This window comes from Streptomyces longispororuber (assembly GCF_024448165.1).
GTDB lineage: Bacteria > Actinomycetota > Actinomycetes > Streptomycetales > Streptomycetaceae > Streptomyces > Streptomyces longispororuber_A.
Map to the genome: position 1 here is coordinate 16651 of NZ_JAMOLN010000110.1, position 17424 is coordinate 34074.

General features: G+C 71.6%; 19 protein-coding genes and 1 pseudogene. 8 read left to right on the forward strand and 12 right to left on the reverse strand.

Translation table 11 applies throughout. The features are described from left to right. Positions 1-56: 56 nt before the first annotated feature. Positions 57-554 (reverse strand): hypothetical protein, encoded by a 498-nt coding sequence (locus tag M4J07_RS27675; RefSeq protein ID WP_255975890.1) that lies wholly within the window; start codon positions 552-554, stop codon positions 57-59. Positions 555-607: 53 nt separating this feature from the next. On the opposite strand from M4J07_RS27675, the gene M4J07_RS27680 reads away from it, so the two are divergent. Continuing rightward, entirely contained in the window at positions 608-1237 is a 630-nt protein-coding gene (locus tag M4J07_RS27680) for an ATP-binding protein (RefSeq protein ID WP_255975892.1), read from the forward strand. Positions 1238-1267: 30 nt separating this feature from the next. Here M4J07_RS27680 and M4J07_RS27685 read toward each other — a convergent pair whose 3' ends face one another. Genes M4J07_RS27685 through M4J07_RS27710 form a run of 6 tightly spaced genes read right to left on the reverse strand, consistent with a single transcriptional unit; the run spans position 1268 to position 8017 of the window. Beyond that, entirely contained in the window at positions 1268-2983 is a 1716-nt protein-coding gene (locus M4J07_RS27685; protein ID WP_255975894.1) for a CocE/NonD family hydrolase, read from the reverse strand. 17 nt (positions 2984-3000) lie between these two features. Beyond that, the gene (locus tag M4J07_RS27690; RefSeq protein ID WP_255975896.1) at positions 3001-3957 is read right to left on the reverse strand and encodes an MBL fold metallo-hydrolase; all 957 of its coding nucleotides are present in this window, start codon (positions 3955-3957) and stop codon (positions 3001-3003) included. Continuing rightward, on the reverse strand, positions 3954-4907 hold the full coding sequence (locus M4J07_RS27695) for an alpha/beta hydrolase (RefSeq protein WP_255975898.1): 954 nt from the start codon (positions 4905-4907) through the stop codon (positions 3954-3956). Before M4J07_RS27695 ends, M4J07_RS27690 begins: the two co-directional genes overlap by 4 nt. A gap of 5 nt (positions 4908-4912) precedes the next feature. Further along, positions 4913-6028, reverse strand: coding sequence for an FAD-dependent oxidoreductase (locus tag M4J07_RS27700; protein ID WP_255975900.1), 1116 nt, complete (start codon positions 6026-6028; stop codon positions 4913-4915). A gap of 10 nt (positions 6029-6038) precedes the next feature. Beyond that, positions 6039-6992 (reverse strand): phosphotriesterase family protein, encoded by a 954-nt coding sequence (locus M4J07_RS27705; protein WP_255975902.1) that lies wholly within the window; start codon positions 6990-6992, stop codon positions 6039-6041. Positions 6993-7042: 50 nt separating this feature from the next. After that, entirely contained in the window at positions 7043-8017 is a 975-nt protein-coding gene (locus tag M4J07_RS27710; RefSeq protein ID WP_255975904.1) for a phosphotriesterase, read from the reverse strand. A gap of 178 nt (positions 8018-8195) precedes the next feature. Here M4J07_RS27710 and M4J07_RS27715 point away from each other — a divergent pair, with 178 nt between their 5' ends. From M4J07_RS27715 to M4J07_RS27730, 4 genes are read left to right on the forward strand one after another with little or no spacing between them, the layout of a single operon-like run. Continuing rightward, on the forward strand, positions 8196-9368 hold the full coding sequence (locus M4J07_RS27715; protein ID WP_255975906.1) for a cytochrome P450: 1173 nt from the start codon (positions 8196-8198) through the stop codon (positions 9366-9368). Continuing rightward, complete coding sequence (locus M4J07_RS27720; protein WP_255975908.1) at positions 9365-9553, forward strand: ferredoxin; 189 nt, start codon at positions 9365-9367, stop codon at positions 9551-9553. The genes M4J07_RS27715 and M4J07_RS27720 overlap by 4 nt, the downstream gene beginning before the upstream one ends. Continuing rightward, positions 9550-10695, forward strand: coding sequence for an NAD(P)/FAD-dependent oxidoreductase (locus tag M4J07_RS27725; protein WP_255975910.1), 1146 nt, complete (start codon positions 9550-9552; stop codon positions 10693-10695). Before M4J07_RS27720 ends, M4J07_RS27725 begins: the two co-directional genes overlap by 4 nt. 10 nt (positions 10696-10705) lie before the next feature. After that, entirely contained in the window at positions 10706-11629 is a 924-nt protein-coding gene (locus tag M4J07_RS27730) for a LysR family transcriptional regulator (RefSeq protein WP_255975912.1), read from the forward strand. Here M4J07_RS27730 and M4J07_RS27735 read toward each other — a convergent pair whose 3' ends face one another. The 3 genes from M4J07_RS27735 to M4J07_RS27745 all read right to left on the reverse strand — a co-directional run bounded on the left by M4J07_RS27735 (position 11630) and on the right by M4J07_RS27745 (position 13667). Then, on the reverse strand, positions 11630-12238 hold the full coding sequence (locus tag M4J07_RS27735) for a TetR/AcrR family transcriptional regulator (protein WP_255975914.1): 609 nt from the start codon (positions 12236-12238) through the stop codon (positions 11630-11632). Positions 12239-12306: 68 nt separating this feature from the next. Beyond that, positions 12307-12975 carry a 3-oxoacid CoA-transferase subunit B gene (locus tag M4J07_RS27740; RefSeq protein WP_255975916.1) on the reverse strand — a complete coding sequence of 223 codons (669 nt, stop codon included), beginning with the start codon at positions 12973-12975 and terminating at the stop codon, positions 12307-12309. Next, positions 12975-13667 (reverse strand): 3-oxoacid CoA-transferase subunit A, encoded by a 693-nt coding sequence (locus M4J07_RS27745; RefSeq protein WP_255975917.1) that lies wholly within the window; start codon positions 13665-13667, stop codon positions 12975-12977. The genes M4J07_RS27740 and M4J07_RS27745 overlap by 1 nt, the downstream gene beginning before the upstream one ends. 520 nt (positions 13668-14187) lie before the next feature. Between M4J07_RS27745 and M4J07_RS27750 the strand changes: the two genes are divergently transcribed. The 3 genes from M4J07_RS27750 to M4J07_RS27760 all read left to right on the forward strand — a co-directional run bounded on the left by M4J07_RS27750 (position 14188) and on the right by M4J07_RS27760 (position 15731). Then, positions 14188-14574, forward strand: coding sequence for a hypothetical protein (locus tag M4J07_RS27750; protein WP_255975919.1), 387 nt, complete (start codon positions 14188-14190; stop codon positions 14572-14574). Positions 14575-14682: 108 nt separating this feature from the next. Further along, the gene (locus M4J07_RS27755) at positions 14683-14964 is read left to right on the forward strand and encodes a hypothetical protein (protein WP_255975921.1); all 282 of its coding nucleotides are present in this window, start codon (positions 14683-14685) and stop codon (positions 14962-14964) included. Next, positions 14961-15731, forward strand: a complete 771-nt coding sequence (locus M4J07_RS27760; protein WP_255975923.1) for a methyltransferase domain-containing protein — start codon at positions 14961-14963, stop codon at positions 15729-15731. Before M4J07_RS27755 ends, M4J07_RS27760 begins: the two co-directional genes overlap by 4 nt. Before the next feature lie 57 nt (positions 15732-15788). On the opposite strand, the gene M4J07_RS27765 is transcribed toward M4J07_RS27760, so the two are convergent. Next, positions 15789-17006: an FAD-dependent monooxygenase gene (locus M4J07_RS27765; protein WP_255975925.1), complete on the reverse strand. Its 1218-nt coding sequence runs from the start codon at positions 17004-17006 to the stop codon at positions 15789-15791. Between the two features lie 120 nt (positions 17007-17126). Further along, positions 17127-17424: pseudogene (locus M4J07_RS27770) on the reverse strand (haloalkane dehalogenase); the annotation flags it as partial.

The following is a 17424-nucleotide window of genomic DNA, read 5'->3' on the forward strand; positions in this document are numbered from 1 at the left end:
GGCGGAGCCGGTCTGCGTGCGTCGACCATGGCACCGTGGCGCCGTGGTCCCGGCGCTCACTTCGGGAGCGTGGAGGTGTCCGCGACGGTGGCGAGCAGCTCGTAGGGAAACTCCCGGTCGACCTGACCGATCGTCAGCCCGAGCCAGCGACCGGCCGACGGCACCTGCCACAGCTGCAGGCTCCCGGCCACCATGCACAGGGACGCCAGCGGCTCGGGCGGCTCCTCGGTGTCCTGGCAGTCCGGATCGTCCAGCCCGAGAAGGGGCCACAGATCGACCTCCGTCGGACCACCCCAACGCCCGGCCAGCACCGCCACCAGCGCGCCGAGGTCAGCCTCCATCTCCTCCTCGGCCGCCGTGAACACCTCCGGACCAGGAGGGTTCCAGAAGTCCCGGCTCTGCCGGAGCACGGCGACGTGGTACCCGGGCCCGCCCCATCCGCGCCACGTCTCCGACCGGCCCGGCCGATCGGGGAACGGCTGGGCGATCAAGGCATCGATGACCGACAGCTGCTCCTCGGTGGACACTGCGGATCGGGGCCGGCTGCTCGACATGGCCGAAGTGTAGGGCCGCCCCGGCGGGCCCTGCCCCTGCGCATACTTCCCTGATGGAGACACCAAGGACTTCCTGGCGGAACACGACACACGACTGGGCCGCCACCGTGGACCACGACCACCTTGAGCACGTTCGCCGGAACCCCTCCTCGTTCGCCCCCGGCGGCCTGCGGCACCTGGTCCTCGAAGTCCTCGCCTACGTGGCGGACGAGGCCGACTGCGGCAGCGGCGGGCACTGCCGCGTCACCCTCGGCGCCGACGGGTCCGTGACCGTCGCCGACGACGGGCGCGGCACCGACACACGCGTCGACGAACAGGGCGAGGTCGTGAAGAAGCCAGTGATGGCGACGAAGGACCTCCGCTTCTTCGACGACCCCGCCGCCCCGCCGCTGCCCGACGGTCACCCGCGCCGGGGCATGTCCGTCGTCGCCGCCCTGAGTACGTGGCTCATCCACACCAACCGCCGCCACAACGGCTCGTGGCAGCAGCGATACGAACTCGGCGTGCCCACCAGCGGACTGGAGCCGGTCGCCGACGACGGGACCACCGGAACCGTCGTGCACTTCCTGCCCGGCCCGCCCCTGCGCTCGGCTCACGCGCTCGCCTCCGACGACCTCCACCGGATCGTGGCCGCTTGGCCGCAGGTGCACGTCGAGGTCGACGATCGCCGAGCCGCCGGGTGAGCCGAGCTCAGGGGGCGATGCTTCATCCGGTCAGGTCGTCGTGAACGGCAGGACCAGACGGGAGGGGTGCGCTGCGTCGCGGTAGATCCGGTGCGTCACCGGGCGGCCGACCGGCAGGTGGAAGGCGTCGGGCGGCAGCAGGGCGTTGTGGGCGTCGGCGAGGGGCTCGTTGTTGGAGAGTTCCACGACCAGGCGGTGGCCCTGCCGGAAGGTGGCGGCGAACGGATAGAGCCGCAGCACGTACTCCTCGATCTTTCCCGGTTCCACCGGCACGGACCGGGTGTGCGGGTGGTGGGGGTCGCCCTCGGTGGTGCGCTCCTCGTCGAGTTCGCGGTGCGACGCCTTGAGGTACCCCGTGGTGATCAACTGCCGTGCGCCACCCGGGCTTTCGTCCCACAGCCGCAGGATGAAGTTGGTGTCGGGCTGGTCGATCTCGGCGAACAGGTGCGCCGCACCCGTGCCGATGAGTTCGGCGGGTTCCTCGAACGGCTCGGTGCTCCAGGTCAGCACCTCCACCTTGTCGGTGACGGTGAGCGGTGCCTGGTAGAAGCCGTCGGGGGCAGCGTGCTCGGCGCCCATCGACTCGGGCTCGAAGGAGAGCTTGTGGCGCGGGCGCAGGTGGAGCGCCTTGTGTTCGGTCTCCTTGGGCGGCCACTGCGCGGCGGTGACCACGTCGCGCGAGCCCTCGACGAAGACGCTGACGGCCGGCTCGTCCATGACGCCGTTGTCGATGCCCTTCAGCCAGTACTCGTACCAGCGGAACATCTTGTCGTGCTCCTCGATCCAGGGGCGCGACTGCATCGGCGGGTACGAGCCGATGTCCAGCTTCTTGGGTCCCTTGAGGGCGTTGAAGAGCTCGATGTGGCCGTCCACCGTCCAGCCGCGGCCCTGGTCGATCTGGAGATACACCGGTATGTCGATGTTCTGGGCCAGATTGACCGGGTTGCGTTCCTCGTACCAGTCGCCGTCGAGGGGGTTCATCACGATGTCGAACCAGAACTCGCGGTTCTTCGGGTACTTGAGGACGTGCACGAGGTTCGGCCAGGCGGCCACGTCGGGGTCGGCCAGGCGTTCGTCGACGAGCTTCTTCAGCTCCTGCGGTGAATACACCTCCTGCATCCGCGACTTGACGTCGGTGTGCGCGATGCCGGAGTCGCCGCCGCGGCCCTCGCGTGCCGCGCGGGGCATGAACCACATGACGCCGCCGTGGTACGTCGTCTCGTAGAAGTCGAAGTGGCCGCCGCTCACGAAGATCGCCTTGAGGTGCGGGGGCCGCTCGGCGGCGGCGAGGACCTGCATCGAGCCGAAGTACGAGATGCCGATCATGCCGACGTTGCCGTCGCACCAGGGCTGGGCGGCGACCCATTCGACGACGTCGTACAGGTCCTGACCCTGTGGGACGCCGCCGAAGTTGTAGTTGCCGATCATGACGCCGCCGGAGTCGCCGGTGCCGCGCACGTCACCGATGACGTGGACGTAGCCCTCCTTGACGACGCGCGCGATGTCGCCCGCCTCGATGCAGCCGTCCCACATGGGGCTCGGCCGGCGCTGCGGCGGTGTGGTGAGGGCGAGGGCCTGGAGCTCCTTGCCGTAGGCACTCATCGCGATGAGTGCGGGGCGGGGGGTGTCGTCCGCGGCGTGGTAGGCGTCGGCGGCGAGTTCCACGCCGTCGCGCAGGGGGACCCGCAGGTCCTTGCGGACGGCGATGGTCTGCTCGCCCGCCCGCAGCGTCTGGATGTCGGTCATGGTGCGCTGCTCCTGTGTCACGCGTTCCGGTCGGACTGCTCGCGGTAGCCGTGCATCGACGTGAAGAACGGCGAGGGTTCGAGGGTGGGGTCGCCCGTGTAGCCGACCGCGTCGGCGACGGCGGCGAACGGGGAGTACGGCGAGTCCGTCTCCCGGTGGCCCGCCGCCAGGCAGGTGCGGGCGGCCGCGGCGACCCGTTCCTCGGCGGCGAGGCTCTGGGTGAGGGCCTCGTGGGCCTGGGCGGCGTCGAGTTCGACGCCGTAGGGGGTGCCGTCCGCGCGGCGGTACGGGTGCCCGAGGTAGAGGTGGTGCGGGCGGATCTCGTCGCGCAGGCGGACCAGGCTGCTGCGGTACGCGGCCGGGTCCGTGTAGCCGGGGAAGCCGTTCGCGGCGCCGTGGACCTGGACGGCGTCGCCCACGAAGACGGAGCGCTGTCCTTCCACGGAGTAGGCGACGGAACCGGGGGTGTGGCCGGGGATCGCGTGGACGGAGACGGTGACGTCGCCGCCGAGCGAGAGGGTCTCGCCGCCCCGGACGAGGACGTGGGGTTCCATCTCGCCGGAGATGACGGCCCGCGTCGCGGCGCTCACGTTCGCCTCGCCGTCGGGGTCCGCCAGGTAGCGGCCCCGGCCGGAGAGGTACTCGTCGACGTGGGCGCGCCGGGAGCGGAGCAGCGGGGCGTCGGCCTCGTGGATGACGACCCGGGCACGCCGCCCCGTGCGCTCCCAGAGGGCGAACGCGCCGCCGATGTGGTCGATGTGACCGTGCGTCAGCAGGATCCAGCGGACGTCCTCGATGCGGTGGCCGATCGCTTCGAGGGCGGGGGCCATGCCCTTGGCGGGCGACGTGGCGATCCCGGTGTCGACGACGGCCGGTTCGGGTGCGTCGATGAAGAAGCTGTACAGGCCGAACCTGCCCCACGGCGAGACGAGGGGATGGACGGCCACGGTCTCGTGCTTCCCGGGATGCGTCATGGGGTGCGCCCCTCCCCCTCGCGCCGCGTCCGGCCGGCGATGAACTCGGCCGTCTGCGCGAACACTTGGTGGAACTCGGGGATCCAGGAGAAGTGCTGGACGAAGCCGTGGCCCGCGCCCACGTACCGGCTGACCGTCGTCTCGACGCCGGCCGCGCCCAGGCGCCGCCCGTACTCCTCGCCCTCGTCGCGCAGCGGGTCGAGTTCGCCGGTGACGACGAGTGCGGGTGGCAGCCCGGTGAGGTCGGCGCGCTTGACGGGCGAGACGAGTGGGTCGGCGGGGTCGGCGCCGCTGTCGAGGTAGAAGGCGTTGAAGGGCCGCAGTCCGGCGGTCTCCAGGCCGTAGCCCTCGGCGTTCTCGCGCAGTGAGGCGTACCGGTCGACGTCGAAGTCGAGGTCGAGGGAGGGGTAGTAGAGGATCTGGTGGGTGATGCGGTCGAAGCCGTCGTCGTGGGCGCGGGCGGCGACGGCGGCGGCGAAGGTGCCGCCGGAGCTGTCGCCCGCGACGGCGAGGGTCGTGCCGTCCCAGCCGAGCGTCGCCCCGTGCTCGGCTGCCCAGCGCACGACCGCGTAGCAGTCGTCGAGTCCGGCCGGGTAGCGGTGTTCGGGTGCGAGGCGGTAGCCGACGGAGACGACCTTGAGTCCGGTCTCCTTCGCCAGTGCTCGTGCGATGTGGTCGTGGGTCTCCAGGCTGCCGAGGAAGAAGGCGCCGCCGTGGAAGTAGACGAGGAGGCCGTGTTGTTCGGCATCGTCGGGCGTATAGACGCGGACGGGCACGTCGCCGGACGGTGTCGGGGCGGTGGTGTCCCGGACCGTGTGGAGCGGCAGCCGGTCGGCGGCGGGGGCGACCTGGGCCTCGTCGGCGGCGCGCATCGCGACCGGGTCGAGGGGGCCGTGGGGCGGGGCGGGCAGTGCGGCCAGGACCTTGGCGATCTCGGGGTGCAGCGGCATCGGGGCTACTCCTTCGGTGCGGTGGCCGCGGGCTTCTGGCCGGGGAAGACGTCGTCGATCTCCGCCTCGGTCCAGCCCTGGCGCGAGATGCGCTGCAGCTCGTCGGTGACCGGCTTGCGGGTGGCCTGGTACCGGGCCAGTGCCGCGGGCAGGGAGGCGGCGTCACGCAGGGCGTCGGCGAGTGCTCCGGCGTCCTCGATCGCGGAGTTGGCGCCCTGGCCCTGGTGGTGGAGCATCGAGTGGGCGGCGTCGCCGACGAGGACGACCGAGTCGGAGTGCCAAGTGTCGATGGGGTCGATGTCGTAGACCGCGCGGATGTTGACGGTGCTCATGTCGAGATCGCGCGTGATGCTCACGAGGCGCTCGTCGAAGCCCTCGACGGTCGCCATGAGGTCGTCCTTGGTGACCTCGGGCGCCCACGTCCCGTCCGGGCACAGGGCGGTGATGTCGAAGGACACCTGACCGCGGTGGCGCAGCGGCAGGAGATAGACCTTGGTGCCGCGGCCGATGTACATGCGCAGGTTGTCGTCGGTGACCATGCCGTGCGCGGCGTCGGCGGAGATGACGGCGCGGTAGGCGTGCTCGCCGGAGAAGACCGGCTGCGCGGGGCTGAACAGCTGCTCGCGCACGACGGACTTGATGCCGTCGGCGCCGACGACCAGGTCGGCCGCGACCGTCCGGCCGCCCGCGAAGGTGAGCCGGGAGCGGTCGCCCAGGTCCTGGACGCGCTCCAGCTTGTGGCCGAGGTGCACCATGCCGTCGGGCAGGACGCCGAGGAGGGCGTCGATGAAGTCGCCGCGGTGGATCAGGTGGGTGCGGGTCTGCCCCTCGGCGGCCGGCCACGCCTCCTTCATGATCGGTTCGGCGCCCGCCGTCAGGATCTCGAAGTACTCGCTGGGCGAGCTGACGTCCACGATGGCGTCGAAGGTGCCCCACTGGCGGAACCGGTTCATGGTGGCGGGCCGCAGGCCGATGCCGGCGCCGACCTCGCGGATGCGGCTCGCCTGCTCGTAGACGTCGACCTGGGCACCGAGCAGGCTCAGCGCCTTGGCCGCCGCCGCGCCGCCGTATCCCGCCCCGACGATCGCGATCTTCAGTTTCTTCAGGTCAGAGGAGTGCATGTGTGTCTCTCTAGTTCCGGACGGTCAGGAAGTCCGCGGGGTTGTCGACGAAGATCGTCCTGATGGCGGTCTCGTCGAGGCCGGCGTCGCGGAGGTCGGGGATGAGGTCCTCGAAGATGTAGTTGACGGTGTGCCCCTTGACGCCGGGCCAGCCGAGCGGGCTGCAGTTGGCGTCGGCGGAGGCGAGGACCTGCTTCAGGCGGCCGTCGCCGATGAACCGCAGGAAGTGGTCGAGCCGTTCCTGGCGGGGGCGGGCCCAGAACGGCGGGTCCGGCAGCTCGGTCTCGTAGCCGAAGGTGTCGAAGCCGATGCGGCCGCCCTGCTCGGCGATCCACACGTCGCGCGTCTTGTCGGCGTTGACGCCGTCGTCGACGTGGCCGAACAGCACGCGGTGCAGCGGGAGTCCCTCCTCCTCGAAGATCGCGATCGCGTTCTCCGCGTCGATGGCGAGGTGGGTGAGGATCGGTACGCCGGTGGTGAGGGCGGCGCGGGCCGCGGCCCGGTAGATCCGCTTGTCGAGATCCGTCATCCGGCCGCCGCGGCTGACGCCGACCTTGATGACTCCGGCGAGGCTGCCGGTGCCGGCGATGCCGACGGTGATCTCGTGGACGAACTGCCGCATCAGGTAGTCGACGTCGGCGCGGGCGAAGTGCGGCAGGGCGGTGTCGCCGCCGACGAACCCGGTGCAGGCGACGATGTGCACGCCGGTCTTGGCGGACAGCGACTTGTAGTGGTCGACGTCGCGGCCGTTGCAGATGCCGGTGGCGTCGACGAAGGTGCCGCCGCCGTACTCGTGGAACTGCCGCAGCTTCGGAACCGTCTCCTCGTAGCGGCGCTCCGGGGTCCGCCACCACTGCGTGTCCAGCTCGGAGCCCGGCATGCCGTAGCCGATGTGCTCGTGGACGGCCACGAGCCCCAGCTCCTCGGCCGGGACGGGTCCCAGGACGGTATTCACTCGCGACACAGAACTCACCTTCGGGGCGGGGAACTTGATGGATGTGCGGGTCGGTGCGGTCAGCGCACGGACAGCAGGTCGCGCGGGTTGTCGACGAGGATCCGCCGCACGTCGTCGTCACCGAGTCCCTGCGCCGTGAGGAGCGGGACGAAGTCGGTCAGCAGGTGGCTGTAGGCGATGTCGTTGCCGGGGTGCCCCTTGGCCACGCCGGTCGCGCCGCTCGACAGCAGGACGCGGTCGCCGTGCCCGGCGTGCACCAACTCGGCGACGAGTGCGGCGCGTTCGGGGTCGGCGAGGTGATCGGGGTCCGATGCGCCGACGTGGTCGAGGGCGACGTACGCGCCGCGACGGGCGATGTCCAGGGGGGCGCCTGCGGCGACGACGTCGACGCGGTCCAGATCGCCGACCACGACCCGGTCGGCGGGCAGCTTCTCGTCGAGGACGACGTCGAGGTCGTGGAGGGCGTCGGCGCCGGGGCGGACGGAGACGGGGACGCCGGTGCTCAGGCCGGTGCGTGCCGCGCCGCGGAAGAGGCTCTCGTCGGTCGCGGTCATCCCCGTACGGGTCGCGGTGGTGGCCACGAGCCCGGCGGCGCCGCGACGTTCGACGCGGGGCACGACCATGCCCTCGGTGACCTCCTTGGCGAACAGGTCGGCGAACCTGGCGGCGGGCCACGGCGTCGGCGGGTTCGTCTGCGGTGTCAGGAAGTAGCCGCCGAGCAGTTCCTCGGGCCCTTGGCCGGTGGAGGCCACGACGTGCACGCCGGTCGCGCGGGAGAGGGCCTCGTACAGCCGGACGTCGCGGCCGTGGAACATACCGGTGCGATCGACGACGGTGCCGCCGCCGTGGGCGCGGAAGTCCGTCAGCTTCGCGGCGAGGGTCTCGAAGACTTCGGCGCGGTCGATGGTGATGTCGAAGGCGTGCTCGGCGCCCGGGACCACGGACAGCAGCGCCTCGTGGACCGAAACGACACCCAGTTCCCCGGCCGGCACGGGCCCGAGGACGGTGTTCACAGTGTTGCTCTTGCCGCTCATGCCTGCCTCACGTGTGCGGGATGGGGTGCTCAGCACCCTGTGGCTGCACTCACGTTAGCCATTCGCTTTACATAGAGTCAATGAAACAGACACCGAGAAAAAATAATGAATCGCGCGCATACTTCGACATGTCAATCATTCATTTGTTCGATACGGGTCGAGCCACTTCACTGAGCCCATGAGCACCCCACCCACCTCGGACGTCGACCTGTTCGCCGACGACGTCGTCGTCGACCCGTATCCCGCGTACGCCGCGCTGCGGGAGCTCGGTCCGGTCGTCCGGCTCCCCGCGAACGACCTGTACGCACTCACGCGCTACGAGGTCGTACGCGGCGCACTCGCGGACTGGGAGTCCTTCTCCTCGACCTCGATCGCCTTCAACCCGGCGGCCAACGAGGCCCTCACGGGCACCTCCCTCGCCTCCGACCCGCCGGAACACACCCGGCTGCGCGCGGCGCTCACCGAGAACCTGACGCCCCGTGCGCTGCGCGGGCTCAAGGGCCGCATCGAGGCGAAGGCCGACGCACTCGTCGCCGAACTCGTCGACCAGGGCTCCTTCGAGGCCGTCGACGCGCTCGCCCGCGCCTTCCCGCTGGAGGTCGTGGCCGACCTGATCGGCTTCACCGGGCACGTGCGCACCAACATGCTGCGCTGGGGCCAGGCGGCGATGCAGGTCATCGGGCCGATGAACCGGCGCACCGCCGAGAACTTCCCGGTCGCGGGCGAGCTGTACGCGTGGTGCGCACAGGTCACCGCCGACGACCTCGCCCCGGGGTCCGTGGGCCGTGGCATCTTCGAGGCCGAGGCCCGCGGCGCCGTGCCGGGCGGCACGGCCGGCCACATCATCCACCAGTACCTCGGCGCCGGCCTCGACACCACCGTGGCCGCGATCGGCAACGTCGTCGCCCTCTTCGCCGAGCACCCCGAGCAGCTCGACCTGGTCCGCGCCGACCCGTCCCTGGTACCGGCCGCCTTCAACGAGGTGCTGCGCCACTGGCCGCCCGTCAACGCCTGGGGACGCCGCACCACCAGGGACGTCGTCGTCGACGGCCTCGTCGTCCCCGCAGGCGCCCAGGTCGCCCTCCTGCTCGGCGCAGGCAACCGCGATCCGCGGCACTACGACGACCCCGACGCCTTCCTCGTCGCCCGCAACCCGGTCGACCACCTCGCCTTCGGCTACGGCCCGCACGGCTGCGCCGGCCAGGGACTCGCCCGACTGGAGGCCCACGCCGTCATCGACGCACTGGCACGGCGCGTACGACGCCTCGTCGTCGGCCCCGAGGTCCGCGTCCCCGCCAACATCACCCGGAGCATCGAGCGGCTCCCCGTCCTGGAGGTGGTCCCCGCATGAAGATCGTCCTCGACCGCCCGCGCTGCGAGGGCCACGGCCTGTGCGAGGAGGCCGCACCCCAGCTCATGCACCTCGACGAGCACGGCGAACTCGTCCTGGACCGCGAAGAGTTGGCGGACACCGATGCCTCCACGGCGCAGGCCGCCGTGCGCGTCTGCCCGGTCGCCGCGCTGAGGATCGCATGAGCACCGCCGCGGCCGGCCGCATCGTGGTCGTCGGCAACGGGATCGCCGGACTGACCGCCGCCGACACCCTGCGCGAAGCCGGGTTCGACGGCGACCTGACCATCGTCGGCGACGAGCCGCACCCGGCGTACAGCCGCCCCGCTCTGTCGAAGGCGCTCCTGCGCGACAGGAACGCCGGCACCGCGCACGAGCTGCCACCGGCCGGCCACGGGGCGACCGAACTGCTCGGCGTCCGCGCGACGCGACTCGACCTCGACCGGCGGCTTGTCGCCCTCGACGACGGCACGGACCTGCCGTACGACCGGCTGGTCCTGGCCACAGGATCCCGGGCCCGGCGGCTGTCCGGCCTGCCCGGCGAGGCGACCCTGCGGGGGCTCGACGACGCGGTGGCCCTGCGCGACCGTCTCGCGTCCGCACCGACGGTCGTCGTGATCGGCGGCGGCCCGCTCGGCATGGAGATCGCATCGGCGTGCGTGGGCTCCGGCTGCCGCACCACCCTCGTCTCCCAGGGCACTCCGCTCACCCACCAGCTCGGCCCGCACCTCGCCGGTGTCTTCGTGTCCGCGGCACTCGCGAGCGGGCTGACTCTCGTACGGACCGGAACGGCCGCGCGGATCGACGGGACCACGGACGCCGGTCGGGTGGTCCTCGACAGCGGGGAGGCCGTCGAAGCGGAGCTGATCGTGAGCGCCGTCGGCGACATCCCCAACACGGAGTGGCTCGCGGACACCGGACTCACCGCGAACGGCGCCGTCCCGGTCGACGTGCGGGGCCTGGCACGGCCGGACGTCGCGGCCGTCGGCGATCTCGCGGCCTTCCCCACCCCGCACGGAGTGCGCCGCGTCCCGCTGTGGAGCAGCGCGATCGAGCAGGCCAGAACCGCGGCGCGGGCCCTGCTCCACGGCGACCAGGCTCCCCCGCTGCGCTTCCAGCCGTATTTCTGGACCGAGCAGTTCGGCCTGAGCCTCAAAGCGGCCGGACGGCTGCCGACGGCCGGAGAGCCCGCCTATCTGGAGGGTGAGCCGGGCGGCGGACCGGCATTGATGCGCTGGTCGCACGCCGACGGCAGCGCGACGGCCGCCGCGCTCGGCCTGCGGGTGCCGGTCCCCCGGCTGCGCCGGATGACGGAGCCGACGACGTAGGGTTCGCGCCATGGCTGACGACGGAACGGGCACCACGGGTTCGGGTCTCGACCGGCTCGCCTCGGTCAACCTCAACCTGCTGGTGCCCCTCCTCGCCCTGCTGGAGGAGCGCTCGGTGACCAGGGCCGCGGAGCGGGTCGGTCTGTCCCAGCCGGCCATGAGCCACGCCCTCACCCGCATGCGCCGCCTGCTCGGCGACGAACTCGTCGTCCGGCACGGCAAGGGCGTCACGCTCACCCCGCACGCCCTGGAACTGATCACGCCGCTGCGCCGCGTCCTGCAACAGGCCGCGCACATCGTGAACTTCCCCAGCTTCGACCCGTCGACCGACGAACGCGTCGTCACGGTCGCCATGACGACCAGCACGGCGTCCGTGATCGGTCCCCCGCTGACCCGGCTCGTCCGGCGACGGGCCCCACGCGTGACCCTGCGTCTGCGGACGTTCACGGTGCCGACCGAGGCCACCTTCACCGACCACGGCGTCGACGTCACCCTCGTCTCCGAGGGCCACGTGTCGCCGTTCCCGCGCGAGCGGCTGTACGACGACCGGTGCGTGGTCGTCGCGTCCCCCGACACCCCCGCCGGCGCGAGCGCGCTCGACCTCCTGACCACCCAGCCGCACGTCGTCGTCGACACCGGCCGCCAGGTGTTCCCGTACGCCGTCCTCGACGAGCGCGAGATCCCCTACCGGGTCGGGCAGTTGGTGTCCGACTTCCTGCTGGTGCCGTATCTGGTCTCCCGCGCGGGCGGCGTCGCGCTGCTGCGGCAGCGGGTCGCCGAGGCCATGGCGCCGCTCTCCGGTCTGCGGATCGAGGAGTTCCCGTTCCCGCTGCCCGGACTCGGCATCGACATGGTCTGGAACCCCCGGCTCACGGACCAGTACGTCGTCGAGTGGCTGCGGTCCCTGCTGTTCGACGCCGCGCGGCGCCCGTGATCAGGCGAGGAGCCGGACCCAGCTGGCGCCGAGCTCGTCGAGCATCTGCTCACGGGTGAGCTTCCAGTCGGTGCGGTCCCAGTGCTGGGCGACGTAGTCCAGTTCGGCCATCGCCAGGACTCCGCGGAAGTGGCGCTGGTGCGGTTCCAGCCGGCCGGCCGCAGTCAGTCCGTCCTCGATGTCGCTGATGGCCTCCTCCAGCCAGCGCTCGACGAGGTCGGTGAGGTCGGGATCGACCACGGCGGCGTCGCGGCCGATGCGGATGATGGGCCGGATCGTCGGCCAGCTGTCCGCGGCCTGCCGCAGCCACGCCATGATCGCCTCGGGCGTGCCCTCGGTGACCGTGGCGACCAGACCCTGCGCCGTGGAGCCGTGCTCGGGTGAACGGACGCGCTGCAGCGCGTCGTTGAGCTGTTCGTCGATGAGCGCCTTCATCAGGTCGCTGCGCGAGGGGAAGTACGCGTAGAAGGTGACGCGGGTGGTGCCCGCCGCCTTCGCGATGTCGTCGACTTTGGTGGCGGCGTACCCCTTCGTCTTGAACAGGTCGAGTCCCGATTCCAGCAGCAGGCGGCGCGTCATCTGCTTCTGCGCCTCACGAAGGTTCGCCATGGTCACGATCCTAACGTCGTGTACGGAACCTTGACGCAGACGCAGATGATCGCCGGGACGGGGGCCGCCTACCGGATCAGGCCGACGCCCAGCCGCTCGCCGAGCGTGTCGGCCGTCGTGCCGTACGTCTCCAGGACGCGGACGCCGTCCGGCCCCGGCTCGAAGACGCCGTGGTCGGTGTACACCCGGCTGACGCAGCCGGCGCCGGTGAGGGGGTAGGTGCAGGCGGGGACGAGCTTGGCGGCGCCGTCCCGCGTGAACAGCTTCATCATCACCAGGACCTCGCGCGCACCGACGGCGAGGTCCATCGCGCCGCCGACGGCCGGGATCGCGTCGGGGTCACCGGTGTGCCAGTTCGCGAGGTCGCCGTGGTGCGACACCTGAAAGGCGCCGAGGACACACACGTCGAGGTGGCCTCCGCGCATCATCGCGAAGGAGTCGGCGTGGTGGAAGTAGGCCGCCCCGGGCAGTTCGGTGACGGGCACCTTCCCGGCGTTGGTGAGGTCCGGGTCGATGGCGTCGCCGGTCGCGGCCGGGCCCATGCCGAGCATGCCGTTCTCGGTGTGCAGCACGATCCCGGCGTCCGGCGCCAGGTGCTCGGCGATGCGGGTCGGCTGCCCGATGCCGAGGTTGACGTACGAGCCGGGCGGGATGTCCCGGGCGATGCGGGCCGCGAGTTCCTCGGTGGTGAGCGGAGCCAGGTCGGGGTGCTCCCGGCATCCTGCGGCGGTCGTCATCAGCGGGCTCCTTGCACGGTGAGTCGACGGACCTCGGTCCGTACGACGCGGTCGACGTAGATGCCGGGGGTGACCACGCTCTCCGGGTCGAGCTGCCCGGCGGGCACGATCTCGCCGACCTGGGCGACGACCGTGGTGGCCGCGGTGGCCATCACGGGGCCGAAGTTGCGGGCCGTCCTGCGGTAGACGACGTTGCCCATGGTGTCGGCCCGATGGGCGGAGATCAGCGCGACGTCGCCCTTGATGGGGTGCTCCAGGACGTGGACGCGCCCGTCGATCTCGCGGGTCTCCTTGCCGTCGGCGAGCGGGGTGCCCGCACCGACCGGGCTGTAGAACGCCCCGATGCCCGCCCCGGCGGCGCGCATCCGCTCGGCGAGGGTGCCCTGCGGCACGACCTCCAGCTCGATCCGTCCGGCCCGGTACAGCTCGTCGAAGACGTAGGAGTCGCTCTGCCGCGGGAAGGAGCAGACGACCTTGCGCACCCGGCCGGCCCTGAGCAGCGCGGCGAGACCGACGTCGCCGTTGCCCGCGTTGTTGGACACGACGGTGAGATCGCCCGCGCCCTGCCGGATCAGTGCGTCGATGAGGTCGAACGGCATGCCCGCCAGCCCGAATCCGCCGACCAGGACGGTCGCCCCGTCCTCGATGCCGGCCACGGCCGCGTCGACCGTGTCCGCGATGGTCGTTCTCACGCGGTCACCTCGTCCCCGGATCGGTCGGGACCTGGGACGTCGGGAGAAGGGAGTGGGGGAAGACCGGGACCTGGGAGGTTCCTCGTCCGGACAGCGGGCCTTGCACGGCAGGCCGAGGCGATGAAGGAGTACGTCACAGCCCTCAGCGTGCAAGGCGGGACTCGGCGGCCGCATACGGATTCCGCACAGCAGAACCAGGACTGCGCAGCAGCCGGAGCCCGCCGATGCCCGTCCGGTCCCGAGCCGTGAGCTCCTTCGCGTCCCCCTGGACCCGGCGCGCGCCCCAAACCACCGAAGTAAGGACAATTGATGAGCTCGGTATGGTCAACGGGCATGAAGCCAGGGGCAATTGGGGCCGTGCGGTGATGACAGGGCGCGGCATACGCCCCATCATGGGTGAGTCATGGGGGGATCTGGGCATGCGTACCGTGTGCGCCGCCGCGGTCGTGTGCCGCGTCCGGCGCTGGTCGCCGCTGTCCGCGCGGGGCTGTTCTCGATCCTGGGGACGGCCGTCGCGGTCATGACGCACCACCTGGCCCTCGTCTGTCAGGCGGTGCTGAGTCACTGGTTCGTGCGGGCCGACGGCGCCGTGCGCGTGCCCACCCACGAGGTGTGGCCGTCGCCCGTGCACGCCGTCGCGCCGGCCGCGCTGTGTGCCGTCGTGCTGCACGGCGTCGACACCTGCCGCCGCCGCGTTCTGGTCGCGGCGGGCCGGAGACGCTGGGAGGCGCTGCGGATCCTGCTGCGGCGCCTGTTCGTTCCGCTGCCCGTATCGCAGGAACCCGCTGTGGTGCGCGCGGCGTGGCGGACCGCTCCCGGGCCCGAGCGGGTTCCGCCCGCGACTCTCTTCCCGGCCGGCACGGTCCTGCGCCGTGGCCCGCCCAGACTCCAGCCACTGACCGTCTGAGTACTGCCCAGTCCCGTCGGACCGGTGGCCTTCTGCACGTACGACCCTGCACATCCATGCCAGGGCGCGGCCCGACTCTGCGTGAGTGCCGCGCCAGGGGGGAAACTCATGTCTCGCACGTCTGGTACGACGACGCGTCCTGTCGTCGCCATCGGGGCGGGCCCGTGCGGCCTGCCCGCCATCGCGCACCTGAGGGAACGCGCGTCCCGGTTCAGAGTCTGCGGCTCGCCCCTGCCGGGCCGGGACCGGACCGTGTCCGTACGCATGGTGCTCACGTCTGTGCCGACCACGCCGACGCCGTCCGCCCCGGAGCCCGGCGGCACCCGGGCCGCCCCCTGCCGGACCCGCCTCGCGGCGGCGCCGGCCGTCCAGGAAGGACAGGACCGATGAAGACACCGGGCAAGGGCACCGCCGCACTGAGGTCGGGGGTCAAACGGCTCCTGGGACGTGCCGGTTTCGACATCGTGCGCAGCACCAACAACCGTGGCGGAGTGGACGACTTCCTGCCGTTCGAGGCCACGATGCGGGCGGCCAGGTCGGCCGGCCTGTCGGTCGGTGACTACATCGACGACGTCATGAACGGGACGCCCGGCGCGACCCAGTCCACCATCGACGCACTCCGCGCGCTCGGCGTCTTCTCCTCCGCACCGGACACGGTGCTGGAGATCGGCCCGGGGTCGGGGCGGTATCTGGAGAAGACCCTCAAGGAGTGCGCGCCGGGCCGTTACGAGATCTACGAGACGGCCGAGCCCTGGGCCGACTACCTGGTGGACACGTTCGGCGTGGTCGCCCAGCCGACGAAGGGATGCAGTCTCGCCGCGACGCCGGACGCCAGCGTCGACCTGGTGCAGGCCCACAAGGTCTTCAACACCCTCACCTTCCTCGGCACGTCCCGCTACTTCTTCGAGATGGCGCGGGTCACGCGGCCCGGTGGCCGGATCGTCTTCGACGCGATGACGGAGACCTGTCTGGCCCCGGACACCATGCGCACCTGGGCCACGGAGGGCGGCGACGGGCACGACTCCTATCCGGCCGCCCTGCCCCGCCGGACGTGCGTCGACCTCTTCGCCTCCCTCGGCTGCACCCTGGAGGCCAGCTTCCTGGCCCGCATGGGCGTCGCCTCCACCGAGGTGCTCGTCTTCGGCAAGGAGGCCTGACTCCGGGGCTGCGGGGCCGGCCGGCGACGAACCGGCCCCGCGGTTCCCCGGCCCGGTTCACCGCTGCGGCCGCCGCGCCGGTGCGTAGTCGTCGATGGTCATCGAGTTGTACAGGCGGGCGCTCTTGGTGGTGAGGCGGAGGAGGGCGCGGGCCGGCCCCGCGGGCAGGACCGAGATCAGGCGGGCGCCCTGGGCGAGCCCGCGCACCCCCAGGCGCGAGGTGGGGATCAGGGTCTTCGCGGCGCTCAGCGCGGAGGCACGGCCGGCCCGCACGTACTCCGCCATCACCCGTTCGTAGGCGGGGAAGGCAACCGTGTGGTCGCCGTCGGCGCGCGCCAGCTCCCCGGCGAGGACGTACGCCCCGACCACCGCGAGGGTGGTGCTGCCGCCGACGGCCGGGCCCGGGCAGTGGGCCGCGTCGCCGACGAGCGTCACCCTCCCCCGCGACCAGGTGTCCATGCGGATCTGGGTGATCGAGTCGAAGTAGAAGGCCGGGGTGCTGTCGAGCTCGTCCAGCCATCGGTCCACTTCGGCGTGCATCCCCCGGAAAGCGCTGTGCAGCAGCTCCTTCTGGCGGGGCACGTCGTGGTGGTGGACGTCGAGTGCGCGCTCGCTGCGGAAGAGGAACAGTGCGCGTGCGTCGCCGATGTGCCGCGCCCCGTACATGCCGACCGTGCGCCCCACGCCGACGTGGAGCAGGAGCTCTCCGTCGAGGCCGGTGACGTTCGGCAGGCTCAGCACTCCGAGGTGGGCGCCGATGAAGGTGGCGAAGCGGGACTCGTCGCCGAAGACGAGGCGGCGCACGGTGGAGTGCAGACCGTCCGCGCCGACGACGAGGCCGAAGCGGCGCGGCGCGCCGTTCTCGAACCGCACCTCCCCGTCGGGTGAGATCTCGGCGATCGAGTCGTCGAAGACGTACTCGACGTCGTCGCGCGTGGCGTCGTAGTAGATCTCGCTCAGGTCGTCGCGCATGACCTCGACGTGCCGGTCGGAGGCCGCGCCGAAGATCTTGGACAGGTCCGCCCGTACCGGCCGCCGCACTCCTTCCTGACGAACCGTCATGCGGTGGGTGCCGGTGGCCCGTTCCTCGATCCGCGGCAGGACGCCCATCTGCTCCGAGACGGTCATCGCGGGCCGGAACAGGTCGACCGCGTGGCCGCCGGTCCTCCGGGGGGCCGGCGTGCGCTCGACGACGGTGACGTCGAATCCGTGCCTGTTCAGCCAGTACGCCAGGACCGGACCGGCGATGCTGGCGCCGGAGACGAGAACCCGCATGGCATTCCCCCTTGTTCCTCGCTCGTCGTTGGCTTGTCCTCCGCTTGTCCTTCGGCCACCACTGTCGCAGTTGGGTCCCGCCCCTGTATTGGAAGAATGTTCCGGTGAGGCACCGCCCTCTCAGACTCCTTTCCCCCAGCCGTGCCGGTCGGCCCACGCGTTGATCGCGGCGGCCAGTTCCTGGGGGCGGTCCTCCGGTGAGTGGTGTCCGGCGATCCCGTGCCGGGACACTTCCAGGCCCGCGATGTGCTCCTCGCACCAGGCGACGGCCCGCCGGTCGGTCATGGCGCCGGGGCCCGGCTCGAACGCGGCCAGCAGCTTGGGTACGTCGGGGCTGGCGGCCAGCCACGCGTCGTACCGCTCGACGCGGGCCACGACGTCGGCGGGTTCGCCGTCCAGCGGCATCATGCGGGTCCAC